This is a genomic window from Rhodoferax sp. TH121 (assembly GCF_002251855.1).
Classification (GTDB): domain Bacteria; phylum Pseudomonadota; class Gammaproteobacteria; order Burkholderiales; family Burkholderiaceae_C; genus Allorhodoferax.
Genome location: NZ_NOXW01000021.1, coordinates 258,127 through 283,018 on the forward strand (window position 1 = coordinate 258,127; position 24,892 = coordinate 283,018).

The following is a 24,892-nucleotide window of genomic DNA, read 5'->3' on the forward strand; positions in this document are numbered from 1 at the left end:
CTGCAGTGTAGTACCAGCCCGCTGGGCAGGGATAGCCTTGGGGTTTTGCGGGGCTGTGCTAGCCCTGCGCAACCGGGCGCGTGGCATCGCTGCACCATTCGCTCCAGCTGCCTGCAAACAGCGCGGTGCCACCCAGGCCCGCAATCTCCATCGCCAGCACGTTGGGTACGGCGCTTACACCGCTGCCGCAGTGGTGCACCACATCCTGCGGCTTGCGCTGGCCCAGCAAGGCTTCAAATTCAGCACGCAGCACCGCAGCGGGTTTGAACAGGCCGTCTGGCCCCAGGTTGCTGCTGAACACGCGGTTCAACGCACCGGGGATGTGGCCGGCCACCGGATCAATCGGCTCCAGTTCGCCACGGAAACGTGGTGCGCCACGCGCGTCGATGATGTGCTGGTGGTTCTGGCCCAGGTTGCGCAGCACGGTGCCCACACCCACCAGCGTCACCAGCGGGTCGCCCACAACAAACGTGCTGGCAGCACGGGGTGCCTCGGCGCCGCTCGCCACGGCACCGCCTGCCGCCTGCCAGGCCTGAAAGCCTCCGTCCAGCACCGCCACATTCGCATGTCCCAGCCACTTGAGCATCCACCACAGGCGGCCGCAGTAGTTGGCGCCCTGGCGGTCGTACACCACTACCTGGTCCGTGTTCTTTACGCCCACGCTGCCCAGCCAGGCAGCAAACTTGTCACGCGCGGGCAGGGGGTGGCGCCCACCCGAGGCAGCACCCGTCACCGCCGGGTCGCCCTTGGCGCTGAGGTTGTTGTCCAGGTGCGCATACAGTGCGCCAGCAATATGGCTCTCGGCATACTGCGCCGGGCCTTGCGCGGGCTGCATCAGGTCGCAACTGCAGTCAAAGACGACGGCAGGTGTGGCGCTGGCTTGCAGGGATTGGAGTTGGGCGACGGAGATGAGGGTGGTGTATGGCATGGTGGTGTGATTATCCATTTGCGTCGGTGGCGTGGTTGGCGCGCGCAGGGTCATGTGGCGGATACCCGGTGGCTCATCAGCCCGCTGCGCGGCCAGCAAATCGACTACCGGGTACGCGCCACATGGCCCTGGGTGTGGGGCGATATGAAGAGTATCTAGGTTGATGACCGGTATGCGGCTGAAGCAGAGTTACGCCACGTCGTGCAATCGCGCAGTACGATATGAAAGCATGAACGCTGTCACATTAGCCGCTCTCATCGCAGTTGTCTCACTGGTGTTTCTGATTGCGCCTTTGATTTTTCAAAGTTCAGTCTTTTCAGGTGGCCCAACAAGAGGCGCGTCCCTACTCATTCAAATGCTACCTGTCTCGCTGGTGGCCATCTATTTTGATTACGCTGAATCGCACTCGCGCATCCCCATATTCAGCTACGAGCGTCCCCACTATTCCTCGGTCATCGGCGCTGTTGCGTTGCTACAGTTTGTTGTAACAACAGCACTAGTTTGGAATAGTCCTTTTTCACAGCTCCGAAAGTTTATTTTTGTTTGTGCTGCGGTCGTTGGAGCAGCGGCATTTTCTTTCATCGCTGGCGGGGTTACGAGCTGTATGCATGGGAATTGCTTTTAGCTGTCTGACGAATTTCGGCAATCCGTCAAACCCCTCAATGCTCTTCAGCCGGCGTATCCGGCATCGCCCGTGCCCGCAGCACGGTGGCCAGCACTCCGCTGACCACAATCACGGCAATGCCCAGCCAGCCCATGGGCGCGATCTTGTCGCCGAATAGCAGCAGGCTGAACAGGGCGGCAAACACGATGCCGGAGTACTGCATGCTGGCCACCACCAGGGTGGCGCCCTTGCGGTAGGCGCGGGTCATGCACCACTGGCCCAACGAGGCCAGAATGCCGATGGGGATGACCCACAGTGCGTCTTGCGTGCGCACCTCGGACCAGGGTGTGATGTCGGTGAACAGCACACCAATGCCGCCGACGATGGCGGTGCCGACCGAGAAGTAAAACACCGTGCGCTCCTCGGGCTCGCCGACCTTGCCCAGCGCGGTGACCTGCATGTAGGCCAGCGCCGCGCCCATGCCCGATAGCAGACCGATGACGCCGGCAAACAGCTGGTTCTGGTCGATGGTGGGGCGCAAGGTCATGACCACGCCCGCAAAGCCCAGCAGCACGGTGCCCAAGAGCGGCCCTTGTTTTTGGGCGTCGCCGTAGAGCAGGGCGCCGCCCACAATGAAGGCGGCGACCCACACGCCGCTCATGTAGTTGAGTGTCATGGCGGTGGCCAGGGGCAGGTGGGCGATGGCGTAAAACCAGGAGCCCAGCGACAACACGCCGATAGTGCTGCGCCACACGTGCATCATGGGCACGGGCGTGCTGAGCGTGGCACCGCGGGCGCGCACCACGATGGCCATGAACACCATGCTTACCAAGCCACGGTAAAACACCAGCTCAAAGGTGCCAAAGCTGTTGGACGCGTACTTGATGCCCACGGCCATCAGCGCAAACCAGAACGAGGCCAAAACCATCCACAAGGCTTGCATCGGTGTTTAGTATTCAAATAGGGCGCTAGCCCGCACAGATATTGCGCGAGCAGCTATAAAAACAATAGTGGTCTGGGCTCAGGCAGTCAGGCCCGAGAGGTCTACCTTGCCGCGGTACCACTCGTGGAAGTGCTGCATGCCGTCTTCCATGGGGCTTTGGTACGGGCCGACTTCGTTGTCGCCACGGTCGTACAGGGCGCGGCGTCCGGCGTCCATGCGCTCGCCGATCTCGTCGTCCTCGATGCAGGTTTCCATGTAGGCGGCCTGTTGGGCTTCCACAAACTCGCGCTCGAAGGCGGCAATTTCTTCGGGGTAGTAGAACTCCACCATGTTCATGGTTTTGTTCACGCCCATGGGAAACAGGGTGGACACGGTCAGCACATGCGGGTACCACTCCACCATGATGTGGGGGTAGTAGGTGAGCCAGATGGCACCGTACTGCGGGGGCACGTTGTTGCGGTAGCCCAGCAAGGCCTTGTGCCAGCGCTCGTAGGTCGGGCTGCCGGCCTTGCCCAGGCGGTTGGCCACGCCCACGGTTTGCACTGAGTAGTTTTCCTTGAACTCCCAGCGCAGGTCATCACAGGTCACAAACTGGCCCAGCCCGGGGTGGAAGGGGCCTACGTGGTAGTCCTCCAGATAGACCTCGATGAAGGTCTTCCAGTTGTAGTTGCACGCGTGCATCTCCACTTTGTCGCGCACATAGCCCTCAAAGCTCAGGTCGGCGCGCGGGCCCATGTTCGCCAGCTGGGCGGCCACGTCCACGCCACCTTGGGCGCGGGTGTCTTCGAACAGCAGGCCGTTCCATTCCTGCAGCTTGTAGTTGTTGAGGTTCAGGCACGGGTCGTGGGCGAAGTGGGGGGCACCGATCAGCGTGCCGCTTTGGCTGCCGTTCTGCCCGGCGTGGGCGCCGCTGTACGTCCAGCGGTGCAGCGGGCAGACGATGTTGCCGCTTTGCACCTGGCTGCCCTTGTGCGTGAGCGAGCCGCTGCCCTTGAGCATGATGGCCTGGCGGTGGCGGCAGACGTTGGAGATGAGTTCAATGCCACCGGCATTGCGCACCAGCGCGCGGCCCTCGTTTTCTTGGGGCAGGGCGTAGTAGTCCCCCACGTTGGGGACGCTCAAAGAGTGCCCCACGTAGCGGGGCCCTTGCTGGAAGATACTTTGCATTTCAAGCGCGTAGAGCGCCGGGTCAAAGTAGCTCGAAACTGGTAGTTGGCTATTCGCCTGCTGCAGTTGAAGACTTAAATCAGACATGGGTGACCTGACCTAAAGACTCCCCACAGGGGGATGCACCAAAGTGCGCGGTAAATGGGAGCCGTCCATCCCAGAAGCGGGAGGCCGGAAGCGGGACGGGCGATTGTACCTGCTTGGGGGCATCTGCCTAGGTCGGAGCACCGGGGCTTGGGCCTAAAATCGCGGTTTGCTTTTTGAACCACCCTCCCATGCCCAAGGCCAGCGCTCCGTCCCCCAGCACCCCCCCCATGCCCGCCACTTACGAAGCGGCCATGCAGGAGCTTGAAGGCCTGGTGGGCCGCCTGGAGTCGGGCGACCTGCCCCTGGACCAGTTACTGGGCGGTTACCAGCGCGGTGCGGCCTTGTTGCAGTTTTGCCGCGAGCAGCTGCAGGCGGTGGAAGAACAAATCAAGGTGCTGGACGACGGCGCCCTCAAACCCTGGAAAGCCTGATGCACGCCGTTGTTGCCCCCCAAGCTCTGGCTCCTTTTGACTTGGAGAGCTGGAGCCGCGAACGCCTGAACCAGGTCGAGCGCGCGCTGGAAAGCTGGATCACTCCCGATGCGCCCCAGGGCGTGGACCACGGCGCGCCGGCTGCGCTGGTGGAAGCCATGCGCTACGCCGTGCTGGACGGCGGCAAGCGCCTGCGCCCGCTGCTGGTGCTGGCTGCCCACGAGGCGGTGGCTGCCGAGGGTCACGGCTGCCCGGCCGCTGCGCTGCGCGCGGCCTGTGCAGTGGAGCTGATCCACGCCTATTCGCTGGTGCACGACGACATGCCCTGCATGGACAACGACGTGCTGCGCCGCGGCAAGCCCACGGTGCATGTGCAGTTTGGCGAGGCCAGTGCCTTGCTGGCGGGCGATGCTTTGCAAGCCCTGGCCTTCGAGTTTTTGACGCCCCAGGACGATTCGGTGCCCTGCACCACGCAGGCCAAACTCTGTGGCCTGTTGGCGCGTGCGGCGGGTAGCTCCGGCATGGCCGGTGGCCAGGCGATTGACCTGGCCAGCGTGGGCCTGCCGCTCACCGAAAACCAGCTGCGCGAGATGCACCAGCTCAAGACCGGCGCGCTGTTACAAGGCAGCGTGCTGATGGGGGCCCACTGCGCAAGTCCCTCGGCCCAGGCGCTCAAGGGCCTGGAGGCGTATGGCGCAGCGATTGGCTTGGCTTTCCAGGTGGTGGATGACATTCTGGATGTGACGGCCGACTCGGCCACGCTGGGCAAGACCGCCGGCAAAGACGCTGACAACGACAAGCCGACCTATGTGTCGCTGATGGGCTTGGAGGCAAGCCAGGCCTACGCCACGCAGCTGCTGCAGCAGGCGCTGGATGCGCTGCAGGCCAGTGGCTTGGCAGACACCCGCGCCCTGCAGGCCCTGGCTGGCATGGTGGTGCACCGCGCCAGCTAGATTTTTAGAGCCAAATAGGCCTCTAGCCCCCGAATAATATGCGCAAGCAGCTACTAAAAAGATAGCAAATGCCCTCTACCAATCTGCCCCCTTCGTCCTTGCTGTCCACCATTGACGACCCCGCAGCCTTGCGCCAGCTGCCGCGTGCGCATCTGCGCGCCCTGGCCGATGAGCTGCGCACCTACCTGCTCAACAGCGTGGCCAAGACCGGCGGGCACCTGAGCTCCAACCTGGGCACGGTGGAACTGACTGTGGCGCTGCACTATGTCTTCAACACGCCCGAAGACCGCGTGGTCTGGGATGTGGGCCACCAAACTTATCCGCACAAAATTTTGACCGGACGGCGCGACCGCATGCACAGCCTGCGCCAGTTTGGGGGCCTGTCGGGATTCCCGCGCCGTGACGAGAGCGAGTACGACACCTTTGGTACCGCGCACTCCAGCACCTCCATCTCGGCCGCGCTGGGTATGGCACTGGCCGCGCGCATCAAAGGCGAAGACCGCTACTCGGTGGCGGTGATTGGCGACGGCGCCATGACTGCAGGCATGGCCTTTGAGGCGCTGAACAACGCGGGTGTGGAAGACTGCAAGCTGCTGGTCATCCTCAACGACAACGATATGTCCATCAGCCCGCCCGTGGGCGCGCTGAACCGCTACCTGGCGCAGCTGATGAGCGGCCAGTTTTATGCCGCCGCCAAGAATGTGGGCAAGACCGTGCTCAAGGGGGCGCCGCCCCTGTTTGCATTGGCCAAACGCATTGAAGAGCAGGCCAAGGGCATGGTGGTGCCAGCCACGTTGTTCGAGAAGTTCGGCTTCAACTACATCGGCCCCATCGACGGCCACGACCTCGATTCGCTGATTCCCACGCTGGAGAACATCAAGCATTTGAAGGGCCCGCAGTTTCTGCACGTGGTCACCAAAAAAGGCCAGGGCTACCAGTTGGCCGAAGCTGACCCCGTGGCCTACCACGGCCCCGGCAAGTTCGACCCGGCGGTGGGGCTGGTCAAGTCCACTGCACCCGCCAAGCAAACCTTCACCCAGGTGTTTGGCCAGTGGCTGTGCGACATGGCTGCGGCCGACGAGCGCTTGGTTGGCATCACGCCCGCCATGCGCGAAGGCTCCGGCATGGTGGAGTTTGAGAAACGTTTCCCGGCGCGCTACTTTGACGTGGGCATTGCCGAGCAACACGCCGTCACCTTTGCCGGTGGCCTGGCCTGCGAGGGGCTCAAGCCCGTGGTGGCGATTTACTCCACCTTCCTGCAGCGCGCCTACGACCAGCTGATCCACGACGTGGCACTGCAAAACCTGCCCGTGGTGTTTGCGCTGGACCGCGCTGGTCTGGTGGGTGCCGATGGTGCCACCCATGCAGGTGTGTACGACATTCCCTTTCTGCGTTGTATCCCCAATGTCAGCATCGCCTGCCCGGCCGACGAGAACGAGTGCCGCCAGTTGTTGAGCACCGCGTTTGCACAGAACCACCCGGTGGCCGTGCGTTACCCGCGTGGCAGCGGTGCGGGTGTGGCGGTGCAGAGCAGCCTGGAAGGCCTGCCCTTTGGCAAAGGCGAAATCCGCCGCCAAGGGCAGGGCATTGCCATCCTCGCCTTCGGCACGCTGCTGCAGCCTGCGCTGGTGGCGGCTGAGGTACTGGGCGCCACGGTGGTGAACATGCGCTGGGCCAAACCGCTAGACACCGAGCTGCTTCTGCAAGTGGCGCGCAAGCACCAGGCGCTGGTCACAGTGGAAGAGGGCGCCACCTTGGGCGGGGCAGGCAGTGCGGTGCTCGAAGCCCTGCAGGCAGCGACACTGGAGCTGCCGGTGTTGCAACTGGGCTTGGCCGACGTGTTCACCGAACATGGCGACCCTGCCCATTTGTTGCAACTGCAGGGGCTGGATGCGCAAGGTATTCAGGCCTCCATCACGCAGCGTTTTGGTGCATTGTTGGCACCGGCGGCGCGCGCTGCGTAAGCCACAAGTCAGTTAAGAAACCAGCGCGCCCTGCGCTGGCTTGCAGAATCCTGAAGGGCTATGCAATCGCTCCATGTGTCGAGGGAAAACCCCCACAAAAGCCCCCATGTGCGTTCCTACAATCGCGCTTGACTACTACAGTCCTTGCGCCTTGGGAGAGCTGGGTCGCAAGATGGTTACAACACAATTACCGGAGTACACCGAATGGATCGTCGTTCAATTATCAAAAACGCTGGTATCGCTGGCGTGCTGGCTGCTGGTGCAGCCCCCGCTGTCCATGCCCAGGCCGCCACTATCCGTTGGCGCCTGGCTTCCAGCTTCCCCAAGGCGCTGGATACCATCTTTGGTGCGGCTGATACCTTCGCCAAGAAGGTTGGCGAAATGTCCGGTGGCAAGTTCACCATCACCACCCACGCTGGCGGCGAATTGATGCCCGCCTTCGGCGTGGTGGACGGCGTGCAGAACGGTACTGTGGAAATGGCCCACACCGCGCCTTATTACTTCTTCGGCAAGGACGAGACCTTTGCACTGGGTTGCGCCATTCCTTTCGGCTTGAATAGCCGCCAGATGACCGCCTGGATGTACGAAGGCAACGGCGGCAAGCTGATGCGCGAGTTCTACGCCAAGTACAACATCGTGAACTTCCCCATGGGCAACACCGGTGCCCAGATGGGCGGCTGGTACCGCAAGGAAATCAAGTCTGCCAAGGACATCAAGGGCCTGAAGTTCCGCGTGGGCGGCTTCGCTGGCAAGGTGATCGAGCGCATGGGTGGTGTTCCCCAGAACATTCCTGGCGGCGAAATCTACACCGCCCTGGAAAAAGGCACCATCGACGCTGCCGAATGGGTGGGTCCCTACGATGACCAGAAGCTGGGCTTCGGCAAGGTGGCTCCCTTCTACTACTACCCTGGCTGGTGGGAAGGCGGTCCCCAGTTGGACCTGTTCGTGAACGACAAAGCTTATGCCGGTCTGTCCGCCGAGAACAAGGCCATTGTGGAAGCGGCTGCAGCCTACGCCCACACCGAAATGCAGGCCAAGTACGACGCGAAGAACCCCGCTGCCCTCAAGCAGCTGGTGGGCGCCAAGGTCAAGGTGCTGCCTTTCCCCAAGGACGTGCTGGACCTCGCTTTCAAAGAGTCCATGGCCCTGTATGCAGAAATCAGCGCCAAGAACGAAAACTGGAAGAAGGTGTACACCGACTACGCCAATTTCCGCAAGGACCAGAACCTGTGGTTCCGTTTCACTGAAGCGCGTTTCGACAGCTTCATGCAAGCGCAAAAGCTGTAAGCAGCCTACTGCGTTTCGCGAACTAAAAGGCCCTGCATTGCAGGGCCTTTTTCATTTTGGGTCTTTGGGAAAGCAGGCTGGGTGAGACTGGGTTTCCACCCTACAATCCGCGGCAGGGTGTCGCAGCATGGGGCTGAAGGGCAGGAGTAGCGAAGGTCGGGCCGCCTCGCGATTTGTCTACGCTTATGAACTCTCCCACACTCATTCAAATCGTCGGTGCGACCCTGTTCGGTCTGGCCGTACTCCACACGTTTTCCACCAAATTTTTTGAGCATCTGGCGCACACCCAACCGCGCCATGCTGGCATCTGGCATTTGCTGGGTGAGGTGGAGGTGGTCTTTGGCTTCTGGGCCTTGGTCCTTGTCCTGTTCATGTTCAGCATCAATGGCAAAACGGAGGCAACGGCCTACCTCGAATCCAGAAACTTTACTGAACCCATGTTCGTATTTGCCATCATGGTGATTGCGGGAACACGGCCCATTCTGCAGTTTGCTGACACCCTGGTGCGCGCCATCGCACGCTATATGCCGCTCCAACGGGGCATGGCGCTGTACTTTTTGGTACTCGCCTTGGTGCCATTGCTGGGCTCCTTCATTACGGAGCCTGCAGCCATGACCTTGGCGGCGCTGATCTTGCGGGACACGCTGTTCTCGCGCGACGTGTCTACCCGCCTCAAATACGTCACCATTGGTGTGCTGTTTGTGAACATATCCATTGGAGGAACGCTGACGCCTTTTGCGGCCCCCCCAGTCTTGATGGTGGCCGCCAAGTGGAACTGGGACATGTGGTTCATGGTCTCGACCTTCGGCTGGAAGGCCGCCATTGCGGTGGTGGTCAATGCAGGAGCGGCCATGCTGATCTTCCGCAAAGAGCTGGGTCACATGGCAGCCCAACCCGCGGGTCAAGGGGCGGCGGTGCCTTTCTCGGTGGTGCTGGTGCACCTCGTATTCCTGGTGCTGGTGGTGGTGTTTGCGCATCACCCGGTGTTGTTCATGGGCCTGTTTCTGTTTTTCATGGGATTTGCCACAGCCTACCAGCGCCATCAGAACCCGTTGATTCTGCGCGAGGCCTTGCTGGTGGCTTTCTTCCTGGCAGGGCTGGTTGTGTTGGGCGGGCTGCAGCAATGGTGGCTGGAGCCTGTGCTGATGCGCATGGATGCTGACGCGGTCTTTTTTGGCGCAACGGCGTTGACGGCCATTACGGATAACGCTGCGCTGACCTACTTGGGGTCGCTGGTGGAAGGCTTGAGTCTGGAGTTCAAAACCGCTTTGGTGGCTGGGGCGGTGACCGGTGGGGGGCTGACACTGATTGCCAATGCCCCCAACCCCGCCGGGGCGGCCATTCTCAAGGAAAAATTTGTCGACAACGCCATCCACCCCTTGGGCTTGTTGGTCGGCGCATTGCCGCCCACATTGGTGGCCATTGTGGCGTTCCGGTTGCTCTAGCCACGCAATGGCAGGCGCTTCGGTACATCCCGACAGCCGGTAGGTAGGCACAAAAAAAGGGGAGCCCCGCAGGGCTCCCAATCTCACTGAGTCCGGAAATTGTGTTGATTGCTCAGCACAAGCAAATTATATTCATACAAATGTAAATGCTGGCTGCGGGAAACCCTGACAGTTCCTTGTGTGCTTAAAAGCTACAGCAGGCGAAACGCCACGATGGCCACCACAGTAGGCGGCAGGGCCGCGAGGAAGAGGCCCAGCGGATGGATGGTTTCGTCTTCGAAGTTGCTGCGCAAAATCGCAAAGCCTGCGGGGTTGGGGGCGTTGGCAATCACGGTGAGACCTCCACCCGTCACGGCACCGGCCACCAGCGCGTACTTGAACTCGTCGCTCAGGCCTTCCACCAAGGAGCCCAGGTAGGTGAGTGCTGCGTTGTCAGTCACAGCAGTCAAGGCAGTGGCACCGTAGTAGACGGTCGAAGAGTCCATCCCGCGTAGGAGCGGCTCCAGCCACCATTGCTGCTGGCCGCCCAGCACCACCAGGCCCGCCAGGAAAAATGCGACAAGCAGGCCTTCGCGCAAGAGCAAACGGCTGTCCTGGTACTTGGGGTAAGCCTGGGCAAAACCAATAAAGAACAGGAACAGGCCCAGGAACGCTGCCGGATGGTGCGCGAATGTCACCACGCCAGCCAGGAACACCACATGCACCAGCAGCACGCCGAACGGGATCTGGATGTCATTGGATTGGGAAGCCTTGGGCAGATGCGCTAGCTGGCGCTTGAACAGCAAGGTGGCCACCAGCGCATTGAAGAACACGGCCAGCGCGGCCTTCCAGCCGAAATGGGTGAGCATGTACCAGCTGTCCCAGTTCCATTTGGCAGCCACCATCAAGACAGGGGGCGCTGCAAATGAGGTGAGCGTGCCGCCAATCGAGACGTTCACAAACAGCACGCCCAAGGTGGCGTACTTCAGCTTGGTGGAGAGTCCTGCGCCAAAAATGCGCTCACGCAGCATCATGGCTGCCAGAGTCATGGCGGCCGGTTCGGTAATGAAAGACCCTAGCAAGGGGATGAACGACAGCGCCACGAAATAGAAGGCCATGCCTCCTTTGAGAGGGACCAGCTTTGCAATCGCGCTGACGCCTTTTTTGGCCATGTGCAGTACGGCGCGGCTGCCGGCAATCACCACAATGGCGAAGACGAACAGCGGTTCGGTGAAGTTGCGGCTGTCGAGGTAGTGGGCGGCTTCTTGGGTGCCCACCAGGCCCAACATGGCGAACATCAGCACCATGGCCCAAAAGCCGAACACCACCTCCACCTCGCCCAGCAAATGCCAGAGCCCCGCATGGTTGGGGCGGGTATGGGCCAGATGTTCAAAAAACTTGGTGGAAAAGGTATGCAGCACCGCCAGGCCAAAGATGGCGGCACCGGTGATTTGGATGGTGGTTGGATCAGTCATGGCAATGGTTGCGGTTAGGGTGCCCGCTGGAAATGAAAAAGGACCGCTTCAGCGGAGGCACTGAAACCGGTCCTTGTACGTTGTGGCGTGAATTAAGGTTTCTTGGCGGCGTCCTTGGCCGCCTCTTCCATCATGGCCTTCATGGGGTCATCTTCTTTGCCGGCCTCAGCTGCGGGCTCGGGCATTTCCCCTTCCTTGGCGGCACCCTCCATGCCTGCCGTGGGGTCGGCGGTCTCTCCCGCCTCAGGAGCGCCCGGCATGTCCAGTTGCTCCATGATTTGCTCGGAGCTCAAGGATTCGACCTTCTCGATGCCGCCCGTCACCAAGACCGGGAAGGCAATCACCGCAACCACCATGATCAGCTGCAGGATGATGAAGGCAATCGAGCCTTTGTAGATTTCGGTGGTTTTGACCGAGGGAATCAGTTTGCCGGTGACGCGGTCCTTGTAGTCGAACTTGGCTGCCACGCTGCGCAGGTAGAACAGGGCAAAACCGAAGGGTGGTGTCAGGAACGACGTCTGCAGGTTCATCGCGATGATCACACCAAACCAGATCATGGCCTGGTCGGGCGTCATGCCGGGCACCAGGCCGGGCAGGATCTTCTCTGCCACCGGGGCCAGCAAGGGGATCACGATGAAGGCGATTTCGAAGAAGTCGATGAAGCAGCCCAGGATGAACACCAGGATGTTCACGACCACCAGGAAGCCCCAAGCGCCGCCCGGAATCTTGTCAAACAGATGTTCCACCCAGATGTGACCATCGGCCGCATTGAAGGTGAAGCTGAACACAGTGGAGCCAATCAGGATGAACAGCACAAAAGCGGCCAACTTGGCGGTGTTGTCCAGCGCCTGCTTCATCAGGGGCATGCCCAAACGGCGTTTGCCCATGGCCAAAATCAAGGCGCCCAGCGCACCCATGGCGCCGCCTTCGGTCGGTGTGGCCACACCCAGGAAAATTGTGCCCAGCACCAGGAAGATCAGGATCAGCGGAGGCATCAGCACAAAGGTGACTTGCTCAGCCAGTTTGGACAGCAGGCCCATCTTGGTGATGCGGTTGATGATGGCCAGTGCCAAGCCGGTGAGAGATGCCAATGTCAGGGACAAAATCACGATCTCATCACCGGCAGATGGGGTTGCGCGTTCCAGCCATTGGGTCATAAGGCCGTCGTGCACACGTGACCAGGCAAATCCCACAGCAGCGCAAATCAACACCAGCACCAGCAAAGACTTGTGGCCAGAAGCGCCGTTGTCTTCTTTGTACAGCAGGGCCTCGGGTGGCAGGGCTGGCACCATCGCCGGTTTGAAGATAGCCACTGCCACAATGAAAGCGATATACAGACCCACCAGCAACAGGCCGGGAATCAGGGCGCCGGAATACATGTCGCCCACAGAGCGGCCCAATTGGTCGGCCAGCACGATCAGCACCAGAGACGGCGGAATGGCCTGGGCCAAGGTGCCCGAGGCGGTGATGGTGCCGGTGGCAATGGTGCGGCTGTAGCCGTAGCGCAGCATCACTGGCAGGGAGATCAGGCCCATGGAGATGACCGCTGCAGCCACCACGCCGGTAGTGGCTGCCAGCAGGGCGCCCACTAGAATCACCGCAATCGCCACACCACCACGCACGGGACCAAACACCTGGCCCACGGTCTCCAGCAGGTCTTCAGCCATGCCGGAGCGTTCCAGAATAATCCCCATGAAGGTGAAGAACGGAATTGCCAACAGCGTGTCGTTTTGCATGATGCCGAAGATGCGAAGCGGCAAGGCTTGAAAGAGTGCAGCGGGGAAAATGCCCGCTTCAATACCCACAAAGCCCAGCGCCAGGCCTGTCGCTGCGAGACCAAACGCCACCGGGAAACCGGTGAGCAGAATCACAAACAATGTGATGAACATGAGTGGCACAAACTGTTGTGCCAAGAGGGTGGTTTGCATTTATTTGTCTCCAGCCAGCATCTTGGCGGTTTGGGCTTCGAGCTCTTCGAGCTTCTTCTGGTCGTCAGATTTCGCGTCTTCACCGCTCAACACATCTGGGCCATTGCCGGTCAGGAAGGCCAGGCGTTTGATCAGCTCCGAGACACCTTGCAGCATCAGCAAGGCAAAGCCAAGGGGAATCAGTGCGTATGCGGGCCAGCGGATCAGGCCACCAGCGTTTTGTGACATCTCGCCGCTTTGCAGGGCCTGCATGAAGAAAGGCCAGCCCAGGGAGATGCTGATCACGCAGAAGGGGAACAGCACCAGCACGATGCCCACCACGTCCACCCAGTTGCGGGCGCGGGCACTGAGCTTGGTGGAAATGAAGTCGATGCGCACATGCGAGTTCTTCAAAAGTCCATAACCCGCGCCCAGCATGAACACGGCGGCAAACAGGTACCACTGAATTTCGAGCAGGCCGTTGGAGCTGTTGTTGAAAAACTTGCGCACCAGCGCGTTGCCTGCGCTGATCAGGGTGGTGGCCAGAATCAGCCACATGGTGAATTTACCGACCCAGGTGCTGATCGTGTCGATCAGCCGGGACAGTGAGAGCAAGGGTGTCATGGCGTCTCCGTTGTAGTTTTTGGGAAATGGCCGGGCAGCTATGGCCCGTCCCACTTTGAACCCACGGAGTCTAAGCCTTAAGCCGGATTGCGCGGCTGAACAAACCCTGACGGGATGCCCCTCAGAGGCCTGCTGTCACAGGGATGTCATGGCCTTTTCGGAGCATGGCAGTCTTGAATAAGGGTAAACCATGACTTGGCTTGCGCGTTTGCGGATCCGATCCCGTTTGATGGTGCTATTGGTGTTCTCCGTGTTGGCCTTGGCCGCAGTCGGAGGCTTTGCGGCGTGGACCATAGACCGGGAAGCCACGCGCGCAACACACTTTATCGATTCGGAATTTGAATCCTTGCAGGTCTTGGGCGCAGTGCGCAGCCATTGGGGTGATGCACGCCGCTACGAGAAAGATGTGTTGCTGACCATGGGGGATGAAGCGGCTACGGAGCGCTACAGCCAGTTGTGGGGGCGGTCTCTGGCTGCCACCTTGCAGTCCCTGGCGCAGGTGCAAACCCTGGCCCAGGATGCAGATGCAACTGCACTGGGCGATATGGCACGACGTCTGCGCTTGTACGAGGCCGGCTTCAAAGACATTCTGGGCAAGCTGGCGCGCGGCGAGCTGCACGACCCTTGGGCAGCCAATGCGGCCATGGCGCCTCTGGCGGCAGACATGCAGGCTGCAGAGCAGGCATTGGTGGCGGTGTCCCAGTCCATTGCCACGCGTGCGGGTGAGCGCCGTGCCACGCTGACCCGCACCGGCGGCCAGGCACCTTGGGTGGTGCTGGCGGCAACTGCATTGGTGGCGGTACTGGCTACGCTGCTGGTGTTGGCCATCGTGCGGTCCATCTTGCGCCCCATGCAGTCGCTCCAGGCAACGGCCAAGGCCTGGGGGCAAGGGAACTTGACGGCTACGGTGCAGGCCCAAGGGCGCGATGAGATCGCCCAAGTGCAGCAGGATCTGGGGCGAATGCACGCAGCGCTGAGCCAACTGGTGTGGCAGGTACGCGCCGGGGTGGAGGTGGTGGGAGACAACACCGCCGAGATTGCGACGGCCAATGGTGAGTTGTCCGAACGCACTGAGCGGGCGGCGGCGGCTTTGCAGCGCACGGTGGCGTCGATTGAACAGCTGGCGCTGGCGGCGCGCCACACCGCAGAGTCGGCCACCGAGGCTGTGGGCTCGGCCGATACGGCCCAGCAATTGGCACAACGGGGAGGGGCAGTGGTGAACCAGGTGGAGCACACCATGCAGGACATCAATGACGCCTCCCGCAAAATCGCAGACATCATTGCGGTGATTGACGGCATTGCTTTTCAGACGAATATTTTGGCGCTCAATGCCGCCGTGGAGGCCGCCCGTGCGGGCGAGCAGGGGCGGGGGTTTGCAGTAGTGGCCAGCGAGGTACGCTCATTGGCCGGGCGTTCGGCCCAGGCAGCGCGCGAGATCAAAACCATCATCCACGCCTCGGTTGAAAAAATTGACCGGGGATCGGCGCTGGCGGCGCAGGCGGGCCAGACCATGCGCGAGATGGTGGCGGGTGTTGGGCAGGTAGCTGCAGTGGTCCAGGGCATACGCGCGGCTGCGCAAGAGCAACTGCAAGGCATTGGCGCCATCAACAGCGCGATGGGAGGGATTGACCAAGCGACGCAGCAGAATGCCGCCATGGTGGAGGAATCTGCGGCCGGAACCATGAGCTTGGCGCAAGAAACCCAGCAGCTGCGTGCCGCTGTGCGCGTGTTTCTGCTGGACGCACCGCCACTCAGTTTGATGCCAAATCGGCCTCTAGCACTTATAAACTAAGCGCGAGCAGCTATAAAAAAAGTAGCGGAACGCAGGCCGGCGATGGTCAGCAGCAGGGAGCCCAACAGGTGCAGGGCCGCAGTGCCCAGTGCCAGTGCGTAACGTTGCTGGCCCAGCATGGCCACCACTTCCGCGGAGAAGCTGGAGAAGGTGGTGAGTGCGCCCAGAAAGCCGGTGACAAGGGCCAAACGCCAGACCGGGTCCAACTGCGGTATGGCCTGAAACACGGCCACACAGACGCCGATCAGGTAACCGCCAATAAGGTTGGCCGCGACAGTGCCCCATGGCAGCACGGTGCCAGCAGTGGCCACAGGATTCAGCCAGAGACCCAGCTGCCAGCGTGCCAATGCGCCTACGCAGGCACCCATGCAGATGGCGAGCACCTGCGGCATCACTGGGCGCCGCTCTTGGGGTTGTACGCTGCGCCGTTGACCGTCAGGCCTTCGGCCGAGAGTTTGGCCGCGGCAGAGGCCTTGATGCCTTTGACGCGGGCCATGAAGTCGGCCCAGTCCTTGAAAGCACCTGCCTCACGGGCCTGCAGAATGCGCCCGGTGCTGCTCGGGCCCAGGCCTTTGACACTGTCGAGTTGTGCCTCGGTAGCGGTATTGACCTCCAGCGCCCACGCCGATGCGCTAACGACTGCGCTGATGGCAAGCAGGACAAGTTGGCGTGGTTTCAACATGGGCACTCCTTGAAGGTGGAACTTACGCCTTGCGGTTGGCCAGCCACCGCACGTACTTGCCCACGCCGGTTTGCACATCCACAAACGCATGGTCGCAGCCGGCGGCGCGCAGGGCCGTGAGGTCGGCTTGGGTGTAGCACTGGTACTTGCCGCGCAGTGCATCGGGGAAGGGGACGTACTCCACCAGGCCCTTGGCGGCGATGTCGGCCAGAGGCAGCGCTGCTTCTCCCTGGAGGGTGCGCATGGCGTTGACCACGGAGCTGGCTACATCGTTGAAGGGCTGGGCCCGGCCTGAGCCGAGGTTGAAGATGCCGCTCTGAGCAGGGTGGTCAAAGAACCATAGGTTCACGGCCACCACATCGTCAATGAAGACAAAGTCACGCATCTGGCCGCCCTGCGGGTAGCCACCGTACTCGCCAAACAGCTTGACCTTGCCCTCGGCATTGAACTGGTGGTACTGGTGGAAGGCCACGCTGGCCATGCGGCCCTTGTGCTGCTCACGTGGGCCGTAGACGTTGAAGTAACGGAAGCCCACCACCTGCATGGTTTTGCCAGCCTTGGTGCGCTGAAAATCATGGCCACATTCGCGGCGCATGCGCTGGTCGAACAGCAATTTGGAGTAGCCGTAGACATTGAGCGGAGCCTCAAAGGCCGGGTCTTCGCGGAAGGTGTCGGAGCCGCCGTAGGTGGCTGCGCTGGACGCATACAGCAGGCGTGCGCCACGCTTCTGGCAGGCCTGGAACAGGTGCCAGGACAGCGTGTAGTTGTTGGCCATCATGTACTTGCCGTCCTGCTCCATGGTGTCGCTGCAAGCACCTTCATGGAACACAGCTTCCACCTGGCCGTAGTGGCCGGACGCAAACTCGTCGTAAAACGTGTCCATGTCCACATAGTCGGCAATCTGCAGGTCGGCCAGGTTGCGGAATTTATCGCCTTGTTTGAGGTCGTCCACCGCAATAATGTCGGTCAGGCCTCGGGCGTTCAGCCCGGCGATGATGTTGCTGCCAATAAATCCGGCCGCGCCGGTGACCACGATGCGTGTCATGCAAATAGCTCCTCATAGGACACCGTGGCGGTGCCAAATTTACCCACCACCAGTCCCCCTGCGCGATTGGCAAGGGGCACGGCTTCGCGCAGGCTCAGGCCTGCACCCACCAGGGTCGCCATGGTGGCAATCACGGTGTCACCAGCACCGGTCACATCAAACACTTCACGCGCCTGCGCGCTCACATGCAACTGGCCTTCTGCGTCAAACAGGGTCATGCCTTCCTCGCTGCGGGTCAGCAGCACGGCGTCGAGTTGCAGTTGGGCGCGCAGGGCTTGTACCTTGGTACGCAAGTCTTCCTCACCGTTCCAGCCGCCAATGACCTGTTGCAGTTCTGCGCGGTTGGGCGTGATGACCGTGGCCTGCTGGTAGCGCGAATAATCGCTGCCCTTGGGGTCGATCAGGATGGGCTTGCCAGCGGCGCGGGCACGCGTAATCATGTCGCTCACGTGGGCCAAGCCACCTTTGCCGTAGTCGGAGAAAAGCACCGCATCATGCTGGGGCAGCAGTTGCGCGAAGGAGACCGTTTGGGTGGCCAGCACCTCATTCTTGGGGGTGTTCTCGAAATCCAGGCGGATCAGCTGCTGCTGGCGTCCAATGACGCGCAGCTTGACGGTGGTCTTGAGATCGGCATCGCGACCAAAGTGGGTGCGTATGCCGGTCTTGGCCACCAAGGCTTCGAGCTTGTGACTAGCTTCGTCGTCGCCCACCACGGTCAGCAAGGAGGCTTGGGCACCCAGCGTGGCGGCATTGAAAGCCACGTTGGCCGCACCGCCGCAGCGCTCTTCTTCGCGGGTGATGCGTACCACGGGCACCGGTGCTTCGGGGCTGATGCGGTCCACCGCACCGTACCAGTAGCGGTCCAACATCACATCGCCCACTACCAGCACACGGGCTTGGGCCAATCGTTCTTTTGCAATCTTCATCGTTGTCATCTTAGCGGGCAGTGTTCAGAGTTCTTCGACCCGGCGCGCGGGATAGCTGTCCCAGGCCTGGCAGCCGGGGCATTGCCAAAAGTGCTGTTTGGCCTCAAAGCCGCAGGCCGCGCAGCGGTAGCGTGTGAGCGGTTTGACAGCATGGTCCAGCGCACGTTGCACCTGCGGGTGGAAGGCCTCGTGCTCGAGCTTCTCGCCGGCAATCCATTTGGCGGCGGCCACCAACGACGGCTCCGCCTCCAGATGGCGTGCATACCATTCGCGCGCGGTAGGGCCGGGCTGGGTGCCCGCAGCCTCCAGCGCCACGATGGCGTCCAGTACATCTAGTGAGCGGTTACTGGCATAGACATCTTGCAGCAAATGCAAGACGGTTTCGCCTTGGCCGCAGGCCAGCGCCTGCTTGGCCAGCAGCGGTGCAATCAAACCTACGGCACCGGGTGCCGCATGCAGGGCAGCCATTAGGGTGGCGCAGGCCTTGGCAGGCTGTCCGGCGCCCGCTTGCAGCGAGGCCAGGTCCATGCGTGGGCGTGGGGCTTCGGGGGCCGTCTCCATGGCTTTGTCCAGCAAGGCATGGGCCTGCTCGGTTTGGCCAGCCGCATGCAGGGTAGCGGCTTGTTCGCAGAGGTAGTGCGCCAGCCGACCCTTGAAGCTACCCTGGTCGCTGGATTCGAGTTTCTGTGCCACCAGGGCCGCGTGCTCCCAGTCGCGGGAGCGTTCGTAGTTGGCCAGTAGGGCCAGGCGAGCTTGGGCCTCAAAGCGGGTGCCTTCCAGTTTGAGTAGTGCGTTCTCGGCACGGTCCAACAAGCCTGCTTTGAGGTAATCCAGCGCCAGTGCATGCTGGGCGCGGTGGCGGTCATCGTCACTCAGGTCGCCGCGCGAGAGCAGGTGTTCATGCACACGGACGGCACGCTCGTATTCGCCGCGGCGACGGAACAGGTTGCCTAACGCAAAGTGCAGTTCGGAGGTGTCTGGGTCGTTCTGGACGGCTTCAATGAAGGCGTCGATGGCCTGGTCCTGTTGCTCATTGAGGAGGAAGTTCAGACCCTTGAAGTAGGCCTTGGGGGCTTGGCGATTCTCCATGCGCAGCTGGCGAAGGTCCATGCGCGATGCCAGCCAACCCAGTACAAAGGCCACGGGCAGGCCCATGAGGATCAGGGTAATGTCAAAGTCCATGCGGTGGAGGTGTTGGGGTTTTGTCCGTCTCTGCGGCCATGGTGGCCAGTGCGCTGGCAGCTTGGTTGCGGGCGTACTTTGCTGCCCGACGATGGCGCCACCAGCGCGGCACCATGCCCAGTACTCCAATGGCCACACCAGCGGCAAAGGTGATCAACACTACCAACACCATGGGTGCAGTCCAGCGCGTGCCAAAGAAAAAATGCACGGTGACGTCGCCTTGGTTGTTCAGAGCAAAGGCGAACAGGGTAAAAAAAATGGCCGCTTTAAGTAGCCACTTAAAGAGCCATGCGAGCTGTTTCATTCTTCTCCTCGTTGGCGAGGAATTCTAAGTCCAATAGCCACCTGAATCGTCGGATGGTCCGGCGGCGTTCATTTCACGCTTTGCTGTCGGATTCCAGCTCCGCAGTCCGGGTGTCTACGGCTTCTCGCAGGGCTTTGCCGGGCTTGAAGTGGGGGACGCGTTTTTCGGGGATGGCCACGCTTTCGCCGCTGCGCGGATTGCGGCCCATGCGGGGCGGGCGGCGGTTAATGGAGAAACTGCCGAAGCCACGAATTTCAATGCGATGACCGCGGACCAGGGCGTCGTTCATGGCGTCCAGGATGGCCTTGACGGCGAACTCGGCATCGCGGTGGGTCAACTGGCTGAAACGGTTGGCCAGTTCTTCAACAAGATCGGAGCGGGTCATGGCAATCAGAGGGTAAAGCTAAGAAAAAACGACCGGCACCCAAGGGGGCCGGTCGTTCGTTCAGGTCAACAACATATCAGATGTTGGGTGAAGCGGGCGAGTAGCCCGATCCCCTCTGATTAGGAGTTGTTGTCCAACTTGGCACGCAACAGGGCACCCAGGCTGGTCGTGCCGGCGTTTTCACGGGCAGACTGCTGGCTCAGGTTCTGCATGGCTTCGTTCTGGTCTGCCATGTCCTTGGCCTTGATGGACAACTGGATGTTGCGGGTCTTGCGATCCACGTTCACCACCACAGCGGTCACTTCGTCGCCTTCTTTCAGCACGTTGCGTGCGTCTTCAACGCGGTCGCGGCTGATTTCGGAAGCGCGCAGGTAACCAACAATGTCGTCGCCCAGGTCGATTTCAGCGCCCTTGGCGTCCACGGTCTTGACCTTACCGGTAACGGTCTGGCCCTTGTCGTTCACGGACACGAAAGTGGTGAAAGGATCGGAGTCCAATTGCTTGATACCCAAGGAGATGCGCTCGCGGTCCACGTCCACGGCCAACACGATGGCTTCCACTTCCTGGCCCTTCTTGAATTCGCGCACGGCGGTTTCGCCGGATTCATTCCAAGACAGGTCAGACAAGTGCACTAGGCCGTCGATACCGGCAGCCAGACCCACGAACACGCCGAAGTCGGTGATGGACTTGATCGGACCCTTCACGCGGTCGCCGCGCTTGGTGTTCTGGGCAAATTCTTGCCATGGGTTGGCCTTGCACTGCTTCATGCCCAAAGAGATACGACGCTTGTCTTCGTCGATTTCCAGAACCATGACTTCGACTTCGTCACCCAAGGCAACGATCTTGGACGGAGCCACGTTCTTGTTGGTCCAGTCCATTTCGGACACGTGCACCAAACCTTCGATACCGGGTTCGAGTTCCACAAACGCGCCGTAGTCGGCGATGTTGGTGATCTTGCCGAACATGCGGGTACCTTGGGGGTAGCGGCGGTTGACGCCCATCCAGGGATCGTCGCCCATTTGCTTCAGACCCAGGGACACGCGGTTCTTTTCGGTGTCGAACTTCAGGATCTTGGCAGTGATTTCTTGACCTGCGGTCACCACTTCGGAAGGGTGACGGACGCGGCGCCATGCCATGTCAGTGATGTGCAACAGGCCGTCGATACCGCCCAGGTCCACGAACGCACCGTATTCGGTGATGTTCTTGACCACGCCTTGCACCACAGAACCTTCTTTCAGTGTGTGCATCAGCTTGGCGCGTTCTTCGCCCATGGAGGCTTCCACCACAGCGCGGCGGCTCAGCACCACGTTGTTGCGCTTGCGGTCCAGCTTGATAACCTTGAATTCTAGGGTCTTGTTTTCGTAGGGAGACAGGTCCTTGGTAGGACGTGTGTCGACGAGCGAACCGGGCAGGAATGCGCGGATGCCGTTGACCAGAACGGTCAGGCCGCCCTTGACCTTGCCGGAAGTGGTGCCGGTGACGAATTCGCCGGATTCCAGGGCCTTTTCCAGGCTCATCCAGGAAGCCAGACGCTTGGCCTTGTCGCGGGACAGGATGGTGTCGCCATAGCCGTTTTCCACGGAGTCAATGGCCACGGACACGAAGTCGCCCACTTGGACTTCGATTTCGCCCTTGTCGCTCTTGAATTCTTCGATTGGCACGTAGGCTTCGGACTTGAGGCCAGCGTTGACAACAACGAAGCTGTGCTCGATGCGGACGACTTCAGCGGTGATAACTTCACCGGTGCGCATTTCCGAGCGTTGTAGCGATTCTTCAAATAGGGCTGCGAAAGATTCAGACATGAGGTTTGCGGTTGGTACCGCGGGGTTAAGTTATTGAACCCCACCACCGGTGCGCAGACGCGCGAGAGGAGCGATGGGGGCCAGTTTGCCTACCTAGCCGGGGCTAGAACGGCTGTTTGCCCTGCCACCAGGCCAACACCGTTTCAACAGACGTTTCGACTGTCAAATCCGAGTTATCCAGCAACTGGGCATCATCCGCAGGTTTCAAGGGGGCAACAGTTCGGGAGGAGTCCCGGGCGTCGCGCGCCTCCAAATCTGCACGAAGACTGTCAAGTGTAGCGGGAATTCCCTTTGAAATCAACTGCTTATAACGCCGCTCCGCACGGCAGGCTGCGCTGGCGGTCAGGTAGACCTTGAGCGGGGCGTCCGGGAAGATCACTGTGCCCATGTCACGCCCATCGGCGACCAGACCCGGCAGCTTGCGGAATCCACGCTGAAGGTCAATGAGCGCGGTGCGTACTGCCGGAAATGCAGATACCTTGGAGGCGTTCATTCCGGCTTCTTCGGTACGGATCGCGTCGCTCACATCTTCATCGGCCAGCCAGATGTGGCTGCCTTCAAAGTGGATGTGCAGGGTGCGCAGCAGGTTGACGATGGTGTGTTCGTGGGCCACGTCCAGTGCAATACCTGCGCGGGTGGCGGCCAGTCCGGTAATGCGGTAGAGCGAACCCGAGTCCAGGAAGTGGTAGCCCAGCTTTTCGGCCAGTACGGCGGCCAGTGTGCCCTTGCCCGACGCGGTGGGGCCGTCCACGCAGACCACGGGAATGGCAGCGGTGTCGGCCGTGGCGACCGAGAACAGCGCTTCAAAGTAGTCGGGAAAGGTTTTGGCCACGCATTTGGGGTCTTCAATGCGGATGGGCAGGCGTGCCGGGTTGAAGGCCGCGAGCGAGAAGCACATGGCGACGCGGTGGTCGTCGTAGGTGTGGATGCTGCCAGTGGTCCATTGGTTGATGGACGTGGGCGGCGTGACGCGGATGAAGTCTACACCTTCCTCGACGGTTGCGCCCAGTTTGCGCAGTTCGGTCGCCATGGCGACGATGCGATCGGTTTCCTTTACCCGCCAGCTGGCGATATTGCGCAGCGTGGTCGTGCCCTCAGCGTACAGCGCCATCACGGCCAATGTCATGGCCGCGTCGGGGATGTGGTTGCAGTCCAGATCGATGGCCTTGAGCGGCCAGGCACCACGTTGCACGTGCAGCCAGTTGGGGCCGCTATCAATGCGGGCACCCATGGCCTGGGCCGCTTCCATGAAGTGAATGTCGCCCTGGATGGAGTCGGCGCCTACACCCTGGATTGTGATGCCATTTATGCCGTTAGAGCCCGTGGCTATTGCGCCAAGTGCTATGAAATAGCTAGCGCTGGACGCGTCCGCTTCGACGTGGATATCACCGGGCGACTGAAGCTGGCAGCCAGCGGAAATGGTGAAGCGCTGCCAACCGTCGCGCCGCACCTGCACGCCAAAACGGGCCAGCAGGTTCAACGTGATTTCGATGTAGGGTTTGGAGATCAGCTCGCCGACCACTTCGATCACGATGTCCTCGGCTGCTACCAAGGGCAGCGCCATCAGCAGCGCGGTCAGGAACTGGCTGGACACATCGCCACGCACCTGGATGGGGGCGTCCAACTTCAGCTGGGCCTTGCCGATGCGCAGGGGAGGAAATCCATCGTTGCCCAGGTAGTCAATGCCGCAGCCCAACTGGCGCAGTGCATCCACCAGGTCGCCGATCGGGCGCTCATGCATGCGCGGCACGCCGCTGAGCTCAAAGTCACCACCCAATACGGCCAAGGCGGCAGTCAGCGGACGCATTGCAGTGCCGGCGTTACCCAGAAACAGTTTGGCCGATGCGTTGGGCAGCTGGCCGCCCAGGCCCGTGATGCGCACGATGGGGCCGGATTCTTCGACTCCGCAGCCCAAGGTGCGCAGCGCCACCAGCATGACACGGGTGTCGTCCGAATCCAGCAGGTCGTGGATGGTGGTGGTGCCCGCGCTCATGGCGGCGAGCAGCAGCACACGGTTGGAAATGCTCTTGGAGCCGGGGAGGGTGACGGCGCCCGCAGCGTGGGAGAGGGGGGGGAGGTCCAGGAAGGCGGTGGAAAACATTATTTGTGGTGTTTGGACGCCATCGTCCAGTTGGCGCGGGTGTGGCTGGCCTGCTCGATCAGGCCTTCCAGCGCATCACCGTTGCCGCTGGAGATCATGAGTTCCATGGCCTGCAGCGTGCGCTGGAAAATCTTGCTTTGCTCCAGCAGCTCTTCGCGGTTGGAGACCATGATGTCGCGCCAGATTTTGGGGTCGCCCGCCGCAATGCGGGTGAAGTCACGGAAGCCCGGGCCTGCCAGCGAGAGGTAATCCTTGCCCTGCGTTTGGCCCGAGATGGCGTTCATGAGCGCGAATGCAATCAGGTGCGGCAGGTGGCTCACGGCAGCAAAGGCCGCGTCGTGCTGTTCGGGTGACATCTTGAGCACCCGGCAACCCAGCGCAGTCCACACGTCCACCGCCTTTTGCAGCTGCGTGGTCAGGGTACGCTCAATGGGGGTCAGGATGATCTGCTTGCCCGCATACAGGTCTGCATCGGCATGCTCCACACCTGACAGCTCTTTGCCCGCAATCGGGTGTGCGGGAACAAAAGAGCCGATGTGTTCGCGCAGACCGCGGCGACCCGCGTCGATCACGTCGCGCTTGGTGGAGCCTACGTCCATGATCAGCATATTGGGCGTAACCAGGTGCTTGATGGCCTTGAACGTAGCCTCGGTGGCGGACACGGGGACCGCAATCAACACGATGTCAGCGCCAGAGACAGCCAGCAAGGCAGAGGGCGCTTCGATGTCGATGACGCCCATCTGGCGCGCGCGCTCCGTGGTGGACGGCGACTTGCTGTAGCCCACCACGCGTTTGACCAAGCCCGCCCGTTTGAGGGCCAGGGCGAAGGACCCGCCCATCAAGCCACATCCAATCAAGCCAAGCTGTTCAAACATAAAG

23 protein-coding genes are annotated in these 24,892 nt (G+C 61.2%); 7 read left to right on the forward strand and 16 right to left on the reverse strand.

Annotation, left to right across the window (positions count from 1 at the left end; all coding sequences use genetic code 11):
* Positions 1 to 58: 58 nt before the first annotated feature.
* On the reverse strand, positions 59 to 928 hold the full coding sequence (locus CHU94_RS11215; protein WP_094479846.1) for a sulfurtransferase: 870 nt from the start codon (positions 926 to 928) through the stop codon (positions 59 to 61).
* Between the two features lie 229 nt (positions 929 to 1,157).
* Between CHU94_RS11215 and CHU94_RS19070 the strand changes: the two genes are divergently transcribed.
* Complete coding sequence (locus CHU94_RS19070; protein ID WP_141211444.1) at positions 1,158 to 1,553, forward strand: hypothetical protein; 396 nt, start codon at positions 1,158 to 1,160, stop codon at positions 1,551 to 1,553.
* A 34-nt stretch (positions 1,554 to 1,587) separates the two neighbouring features.
* Here the strand turns inward: CHU94_RS19070 and CHU94_RS11220 are convergent, their stop codons facing one another.
* Both CHU94_RS11220 and CHU94_RS11225 read right to left on the reverse strand, forming a co-directional pair.
* Positions 1,588 to 2,475 (reverse strand): DMT family transporter, encoded by an 888-nt coding sequence (locus CHU94_RS11220; RefSeq protein ID WP_094479848.1) that lies wholly within the window; start codon positions 2,473 to 2,475, stop codon positions 1,588 to 1,590.
* 78 nt (positions 2,476 to 2,553) lie between these two features.
* Positions 2,554 to 3,729 (reverse strand): aromatic ring-hydroxylating dioxygenase subunit alpha, encoded by a 1,176-nt coding sequence (locus CHU94_RS11225; protein ID WP_094479850.1) that lies wholly within the window; start codon positions 3,727 to 3,729, stop codon positions 2,554 to 2,556.
* 188 nt (positions 3,730 to 3,917) lie between these two features.
* Between CHU94_RS11225 and xseB the strand changes: the two genes are divergently transcribed.
* The 5 genes from xseB (at position 3,918) to CHU94_RS11250 (ending at position 9,809) form a co-directional block, all read left to right on the forward strand.
* On the forward strand, positions 3,918 to 4,160 hold the full coding sequence (xseB, locus tag CHU94_RS11230) for an exodeoxyribonuclease VII small subunit (protein ID WP_094479852.1): 243 nt from the start codon (positions 3,918 to 3,920) through the stop codon (positions 4,158 to 4,160).
* Entirely contained in the window at positions 4,160 to 5,113 is a 954-nt protein-coding gene (locus tag CHU94_RS11235) for a polyprenyl synthetase family protein (RefSeq protein ID WP_094479854.1), read from the forward strand. The genes xseB and CHU94_RS11235 overlap by 1 nt, the downstream gene beginning before the upstream one ends.
* A gap of 68 nt (positions 5,114 to 5,181) precedes the next feature.
* The gene (gene dxs / locus CHU94_RS11240; RefSeq protein WP_094479856.1) at positions 5,182 to 7,077 is read left to right on the forward strand and encodes a 1-deoxy-D-xylulose-5-phosphate synthase; all 1,896 of its coding nucleotides are present in this window, start codon (positions 5,182 to 5,184) and stop codon (positions 7,075 to 7,077) included.
* A 204-nt stretch (positions 7,078 to 7,281) separates the two neighbouring features.
* Positions 7,282 to 8,364 carry a TRAP transporter substrate-binding protein gene (locus tag CHU94_RS11245; protein WP_094479858.1) on the forward strand — a complete coding sequence of 361 codons (1,083 nt, stop codon included), beginning with the start codon at positions 7,282 to 7,284 and terminating at the stop codon, positions 8,362 to 8,364.
* A gap of 185 nt (positions 8,365 to 8,549) precedes the next feature.
* Positions 8,550 to 9,809 carry a putative Na+/H+ antiporter gene (locus CHU94_RS11250; RefSeq protein ID WP_094479860.1) on the forward strand — a complete coding sequence of 420 codons (1,260 nt, stop codon included), beginning with the start codon at positions 8,550 to 8,552 and terminating at the stop codon, positions 9,807 to 9,809.
* A gap of 191 nt (positions 9,810 to 10,000) precedes the next feature.
* Here the strand turns inward: CHU94_RS11250 and CHU94_RS11255 are convergent, their stop codons facing one another.
* The 3 genes from CHU94_RS11255 to CHU94_RS11265 all read right to left on the reverse strand — a co-directional run bounded on the left by CHU94_RS11255 (position 10,001) and on the right by CHU94_RS11265 (position 13,794).
* Positions 10,001 to 11,263 carry a putative Na+/H+ antiporter gene (locus tag CHU94_RS11255; RefSeq protein ID WP_094479863.1) on the reverse strand — a complete coding sequence of 421 codons (1,263 nt, stop codon included), beginning with the start codon at positions 11,261 to 11,263 and terminating at the stop codon, positions 10,001 to 10,003.
* A gap of 92 nt (positions 11,264 to 11,355) precedes the next feature.
* Entirely contained in the window at positions 11,356 to 13,191 is a 1,836-nt protein-coding gene (locus tag CHU94_RS11260; protein WP_094479865.1) for a TRAP transporter large permease subunit, read from the reverse strand.
* Positions 13,192 to 13,794 carry a TRAP transporter small permease subunit gene (locus CHU94_RS11265; protein ID WP_094479867.1) on the reverse strand — a complete coding sequence of 201 codons (603 nt, stop codon included), beginning with the start codon at positions 13,792 to 13,794 and terminating at the stop codon, positions 13,192 to 13,194.
* A gap of 190 nt (positions 13,795 to 13,984) precedes the next feature.
* On the opposite strand from CHU94_RS11265, the gene CHU94_RS11270 reads away from it, so the two are divergent.
* A complete protein-coding gene (locus CHU94_RS11270) occupies positions 13,985 to 15,586 on the forward strand; it encodes a methyl-accepting chemotaxis protein (RefSeq protein WP_094479869.1) in 1,602 nt (533 codons plus the stop codon).
* On the opposite strand, the gene crcB is transcribed toward CHU94_RS11270, so the two are convergent.
* The 10 genes from crcB to CHU94_RS11320 all read right to left on the reverse strand — a co-directional run bounded on the left by crcB (position 15,583) and on the right by CHU94_RS11320 (position 24,888).
* A complete protein-coding gene (crcB, locus tag CHU94_RS11275) occupies positions 15,583 to 15,978 on the reverse strand; it encodes a fluoride efflux transporter CrcB (RefSeq protein WP_094479871.1) in 396 nt (131 codons plus the stop codon). The two genes, CHU94_RS11270 and crcB, sit on opposite strands and share 4 nt — an antisense overlap.
* Entirely contained in the window at positions 15,978 to 16,268 is a 291-nt protein-coding gene (locus tag CHU94_RS11280) for a helix-hairpin-helix domain-containing protein (protein WP_094479873.1), read from the reverse strand. The genes crcB and CHU94_RS11280 overlap by 1 nt, the downstream gene beginning before the upstream one ends.
* Before the next feature lie 22 nt (positions 16,269 to 16,290).
* Entirely contained in the window at positions 16,291 to 17,313 is a 1,023-nt protein-coding gene (gene rfaD, locus CHU94_RS11285) for an ADP-glyceromanno-heptose 6-epimerase (protein ID WP_094479875.1), read from the reverse strand.
* On the reverse strand, positions 17,310 to 18,239 hold the full coding sequence (gene rfaE1 / locus CHU94_RS11290; protein WP_094479877.1) for a D-glycero-beta-D-manno-heptose-7-phosphate kinase: 930 nt from the start codon (positions 18,237 to 18,239) through the stop codon (positions 17,310 to 17,312). Before rfaE1 ends, rfaD begins: the two co-directional genes overlap by 4 nt.
* Positions 18,240 to 18,263: 24 nt before the next feature.
* Positions 18,264 to 19,421: a lipopolysaccharide assembly protein LapB gene (lapB, locus tag CHU94_RS11295; protein ID WP_094479879.1), complete on the reverse strand. Its 1,158-nt coding sequence runs from the start codon at positions 19,419 to 19,421 to the stop codon at positions 18,264 to 18,266.
* Complete coding sequence (locus tag CHU94_RS11300; RefSeq protein ID WP_094479881.1) at positions 19,411 to 19,725, reverse strand: lipopolysaccharide assembly LapA domain-containing protein; 315 nt, start codon at positions 19,723 to 19,725, stop codon at positions 19,411 to 19,413. The genes lapB and CHU94_RS11300 overlap by 11 nt, the downstream gene beginning before the upstream one ends.
* Positions 19,726 to 19,798: 73 nt before the next feature.
* A complete protein-coding gene (locus CHU94_RS11305; RefSeq protein WP_094479883.1) occupies positions 19,799 to 20,110 on the reverse strand; it encodes an integration host factor subunit beta in 312 nt (103 codons plus the stop codon).
* 119 nt (positions 20,111 to 20,229) lie between these two features.
* Positions 20,230 to 21,912 (reverse strand): 30S ribosomal protein S1, encoded by a 1,683-nt coding sequence (gene rpsA, locus CHU94_RS11310; protein WP_094479885.1) that lies wholly within the window; start codon positions 21,910 to 21,912, stop codon positions 20,230 to 20,232.
* Between the two features lie 103 nt (positions 21,913 to 22,015).
* Positions 22,016 to 24,013: a bifunctional 3-phosphoshikimate 1-carboxyvinyltransferase/cytidylate kinase gene (locus CHU94_RS11315; protein WP_094479886.1), complete on the reverse strand. Its 1,998-nt coding sequence runs from the start codon at positions 24,011 to 24,013 to the stop codon at positions 22,016 to 22,018.
* Positions 24,013 to 24,888 carry a prephenate dehydrogenase/arogenate dehydrogenase family protein gene (locus CHU94_RS11320; protein ID WP_094479888.1) on the reverse strand — a complete coding sequence of 292 codons (876 nt, stop codon included), beginning with the start codon at positions 24,886 to 24,888 and terminating at the stop codon, positions 24,013 to 24,015. Before CHU94_RS11320 ends, CHU94_RS11315 begins: the two co-directional genes overlap by 1 nt.
* Positions 24,889 to 24,892: the final 4 nt, after the last annotated feature.

Excerpts from the sequence above, each read along its gene's own strand:
- xseB (WP_094479852.1), top strand. The coding sequence starts at position 3,918 with ATGCCCAAGGCCAGCGCTCCGTCCCCCAGCACCCCCCCCATGCCCGCC.
- lapB (WP_094479879.1), bottom strand. The coding sequence starts at position 19,421 with ATGGACTTTGACATTACCCTGATCCTCATGGGCCTGCCCGTGGCCTTT.
- rfaD (WP_094479875.1), bottom strand. The coding sequence starts at position 17,313 with ATGACACGCATCGTGGTCACCGGCGCGGCCGGATTTATTGGCAGCAAC.
- CHU94_RS11305 (WP_094479883.1), bottom strand. The coding sequence starts at position 20,110 with ATGACCCGCTCCGATCTTGTTGAAGAACTGGCCAACCGTTTCAGCCAG.
- CHU94_RS11300 (WP_094479881.1), bottom strand. The coding sequence starts at position 19,725 with ATGAAACAGCTCGCATGGCTCTTTAAGTGGCTACTTAAAGCGGCCATT.
- CHU94_RS11265 (WP_094479867.1), bottom strand. The coding sequence starts at position 13,794 with ATGACACCCTTGCTCTCACTGTCCCGGCTGATCGACACGATCAGCACC.
- CHU94_RS11280 (WP_094479873.1), bottom strand. The coding sequence starts at position 16,268 with ATGTTGAAACCACGCCAACTTGTCCTGCTTGCCATCAGCGCAGTCGTT.
- CHU94_RS11250 (WP_094479860.1), top strand. The coding sequence starts at position 8,550 with ATGAACTCTCCCACACTCATTCAAATCGTCGGTGCGACCCTGTTCGGT.
- CHU94_RS11315 (WP_094479886.1), bottom strand. The coding sequence starts at position 24,013 with ATGTTTTCCACCGCCTTCCTGGACCTCCCCCCCCTCTCCCACGCTGCG.
- CHU94_RS11245 (WP_094479858.1), top strand. The coding sequence starts at position 7,282 with ATGGATCGTCGTTCAATTATCAAAAACGCTGGTATCGCTGGCGTGCTG.
- CHU94_RS11215 (WP_094479846.1), bottom strand. The coding sequence starts at position 928 with ATGCCATACACCACCCTCATCTCCGTCGCCCAACTCCAATCCCTGCAA.
- crcB (WP_094479871.1), bottom strand. The coding sequence starts at position 15,978 with ATGCCGCAGGTGCTCGCCATCTGCATGGGTGCCTGCGTAGGCGCATTG.
- CHU94_RS11260 (WP_094479865.1), bottom strand. The coding sequence starts at position 13,191 with ATGCAAACCACCCTCTTGGCACAACAGTTTGTGCCACTCATGTTCATC.
- CHU94_RS11270 (WP_094479869.1), top strand. The coding sequence starts at position 13,985 with ATGACTTGGCTTGCGCGTTTGCGGATCCGATCCCGTTTGATGGTGCTA.
- rpsA (WP_094479885.1), bottom strand. The coding sequence starts at position 21,912 with ATGTCTGAATCTTTCGCAGCCCTATTTGAAGAATCGCTACAACGCTCG.
- CHU94_RS19070 (WP_141211444.1), top strand. The coding sequence starts at position 1,158 with ATGAACGCTGTCACATTAGCCGCTCTCATCGCAGTTGTCTCACTGGTG.
- CHU94_RS11320 (WP_094479888.1), bottom strand. The coding sequence starts at position 24,888 with ATGTTTGAACAGCTTGGCTTGATTGGATGTGGCTTGATGGGCGGGTCC.
- CHU94_RS11255 (WP_094479863.1), bottom strand. The coding sequence starts at position 11,263 with ATGACTGATCCAACCACCATCCAAATCACCGGTGCCGCCATCTTTGGC.
- dxs (WP_094479856.1), top strand. The coding sequence starts at position 5,182 with ATGCCCTCTACCAATCTGCCCCCTTCGTCCTTGCTGTCCACCATTGAC.
- CHU94_RS11220 (WP_094479848.1), bottom strand. The coding sequence starts at position 2,475 with ATGCAAGCCTTGTGGATGGTTTTGGCCTCGTTCTGGTTTGCGCTGATG.
- rfaE1 (WP_094479877.1), bottom strand. The coding sequence starts at position 18,239 with ATGAAGATTGCAAAAGAACGATTGGCCCAAGCCCGTGTGCTGGTAGTG.
- CHU94_RS11235 (WP_094479854.1), top strand. The coding sequence starts at position 4,160 with ATGCACGCCGTTGTTGCCCCCCAAGCTCTGGCTCCTTTTGACTTGGAG.
- CHU94_RS11225 (WP_094479850.1), bottom strand. The coding sequence starts at position 3,729 with ATGTCTGATTTAAGTCTTCAACTGCAGCAGGCGAATAGCCAACTACCA.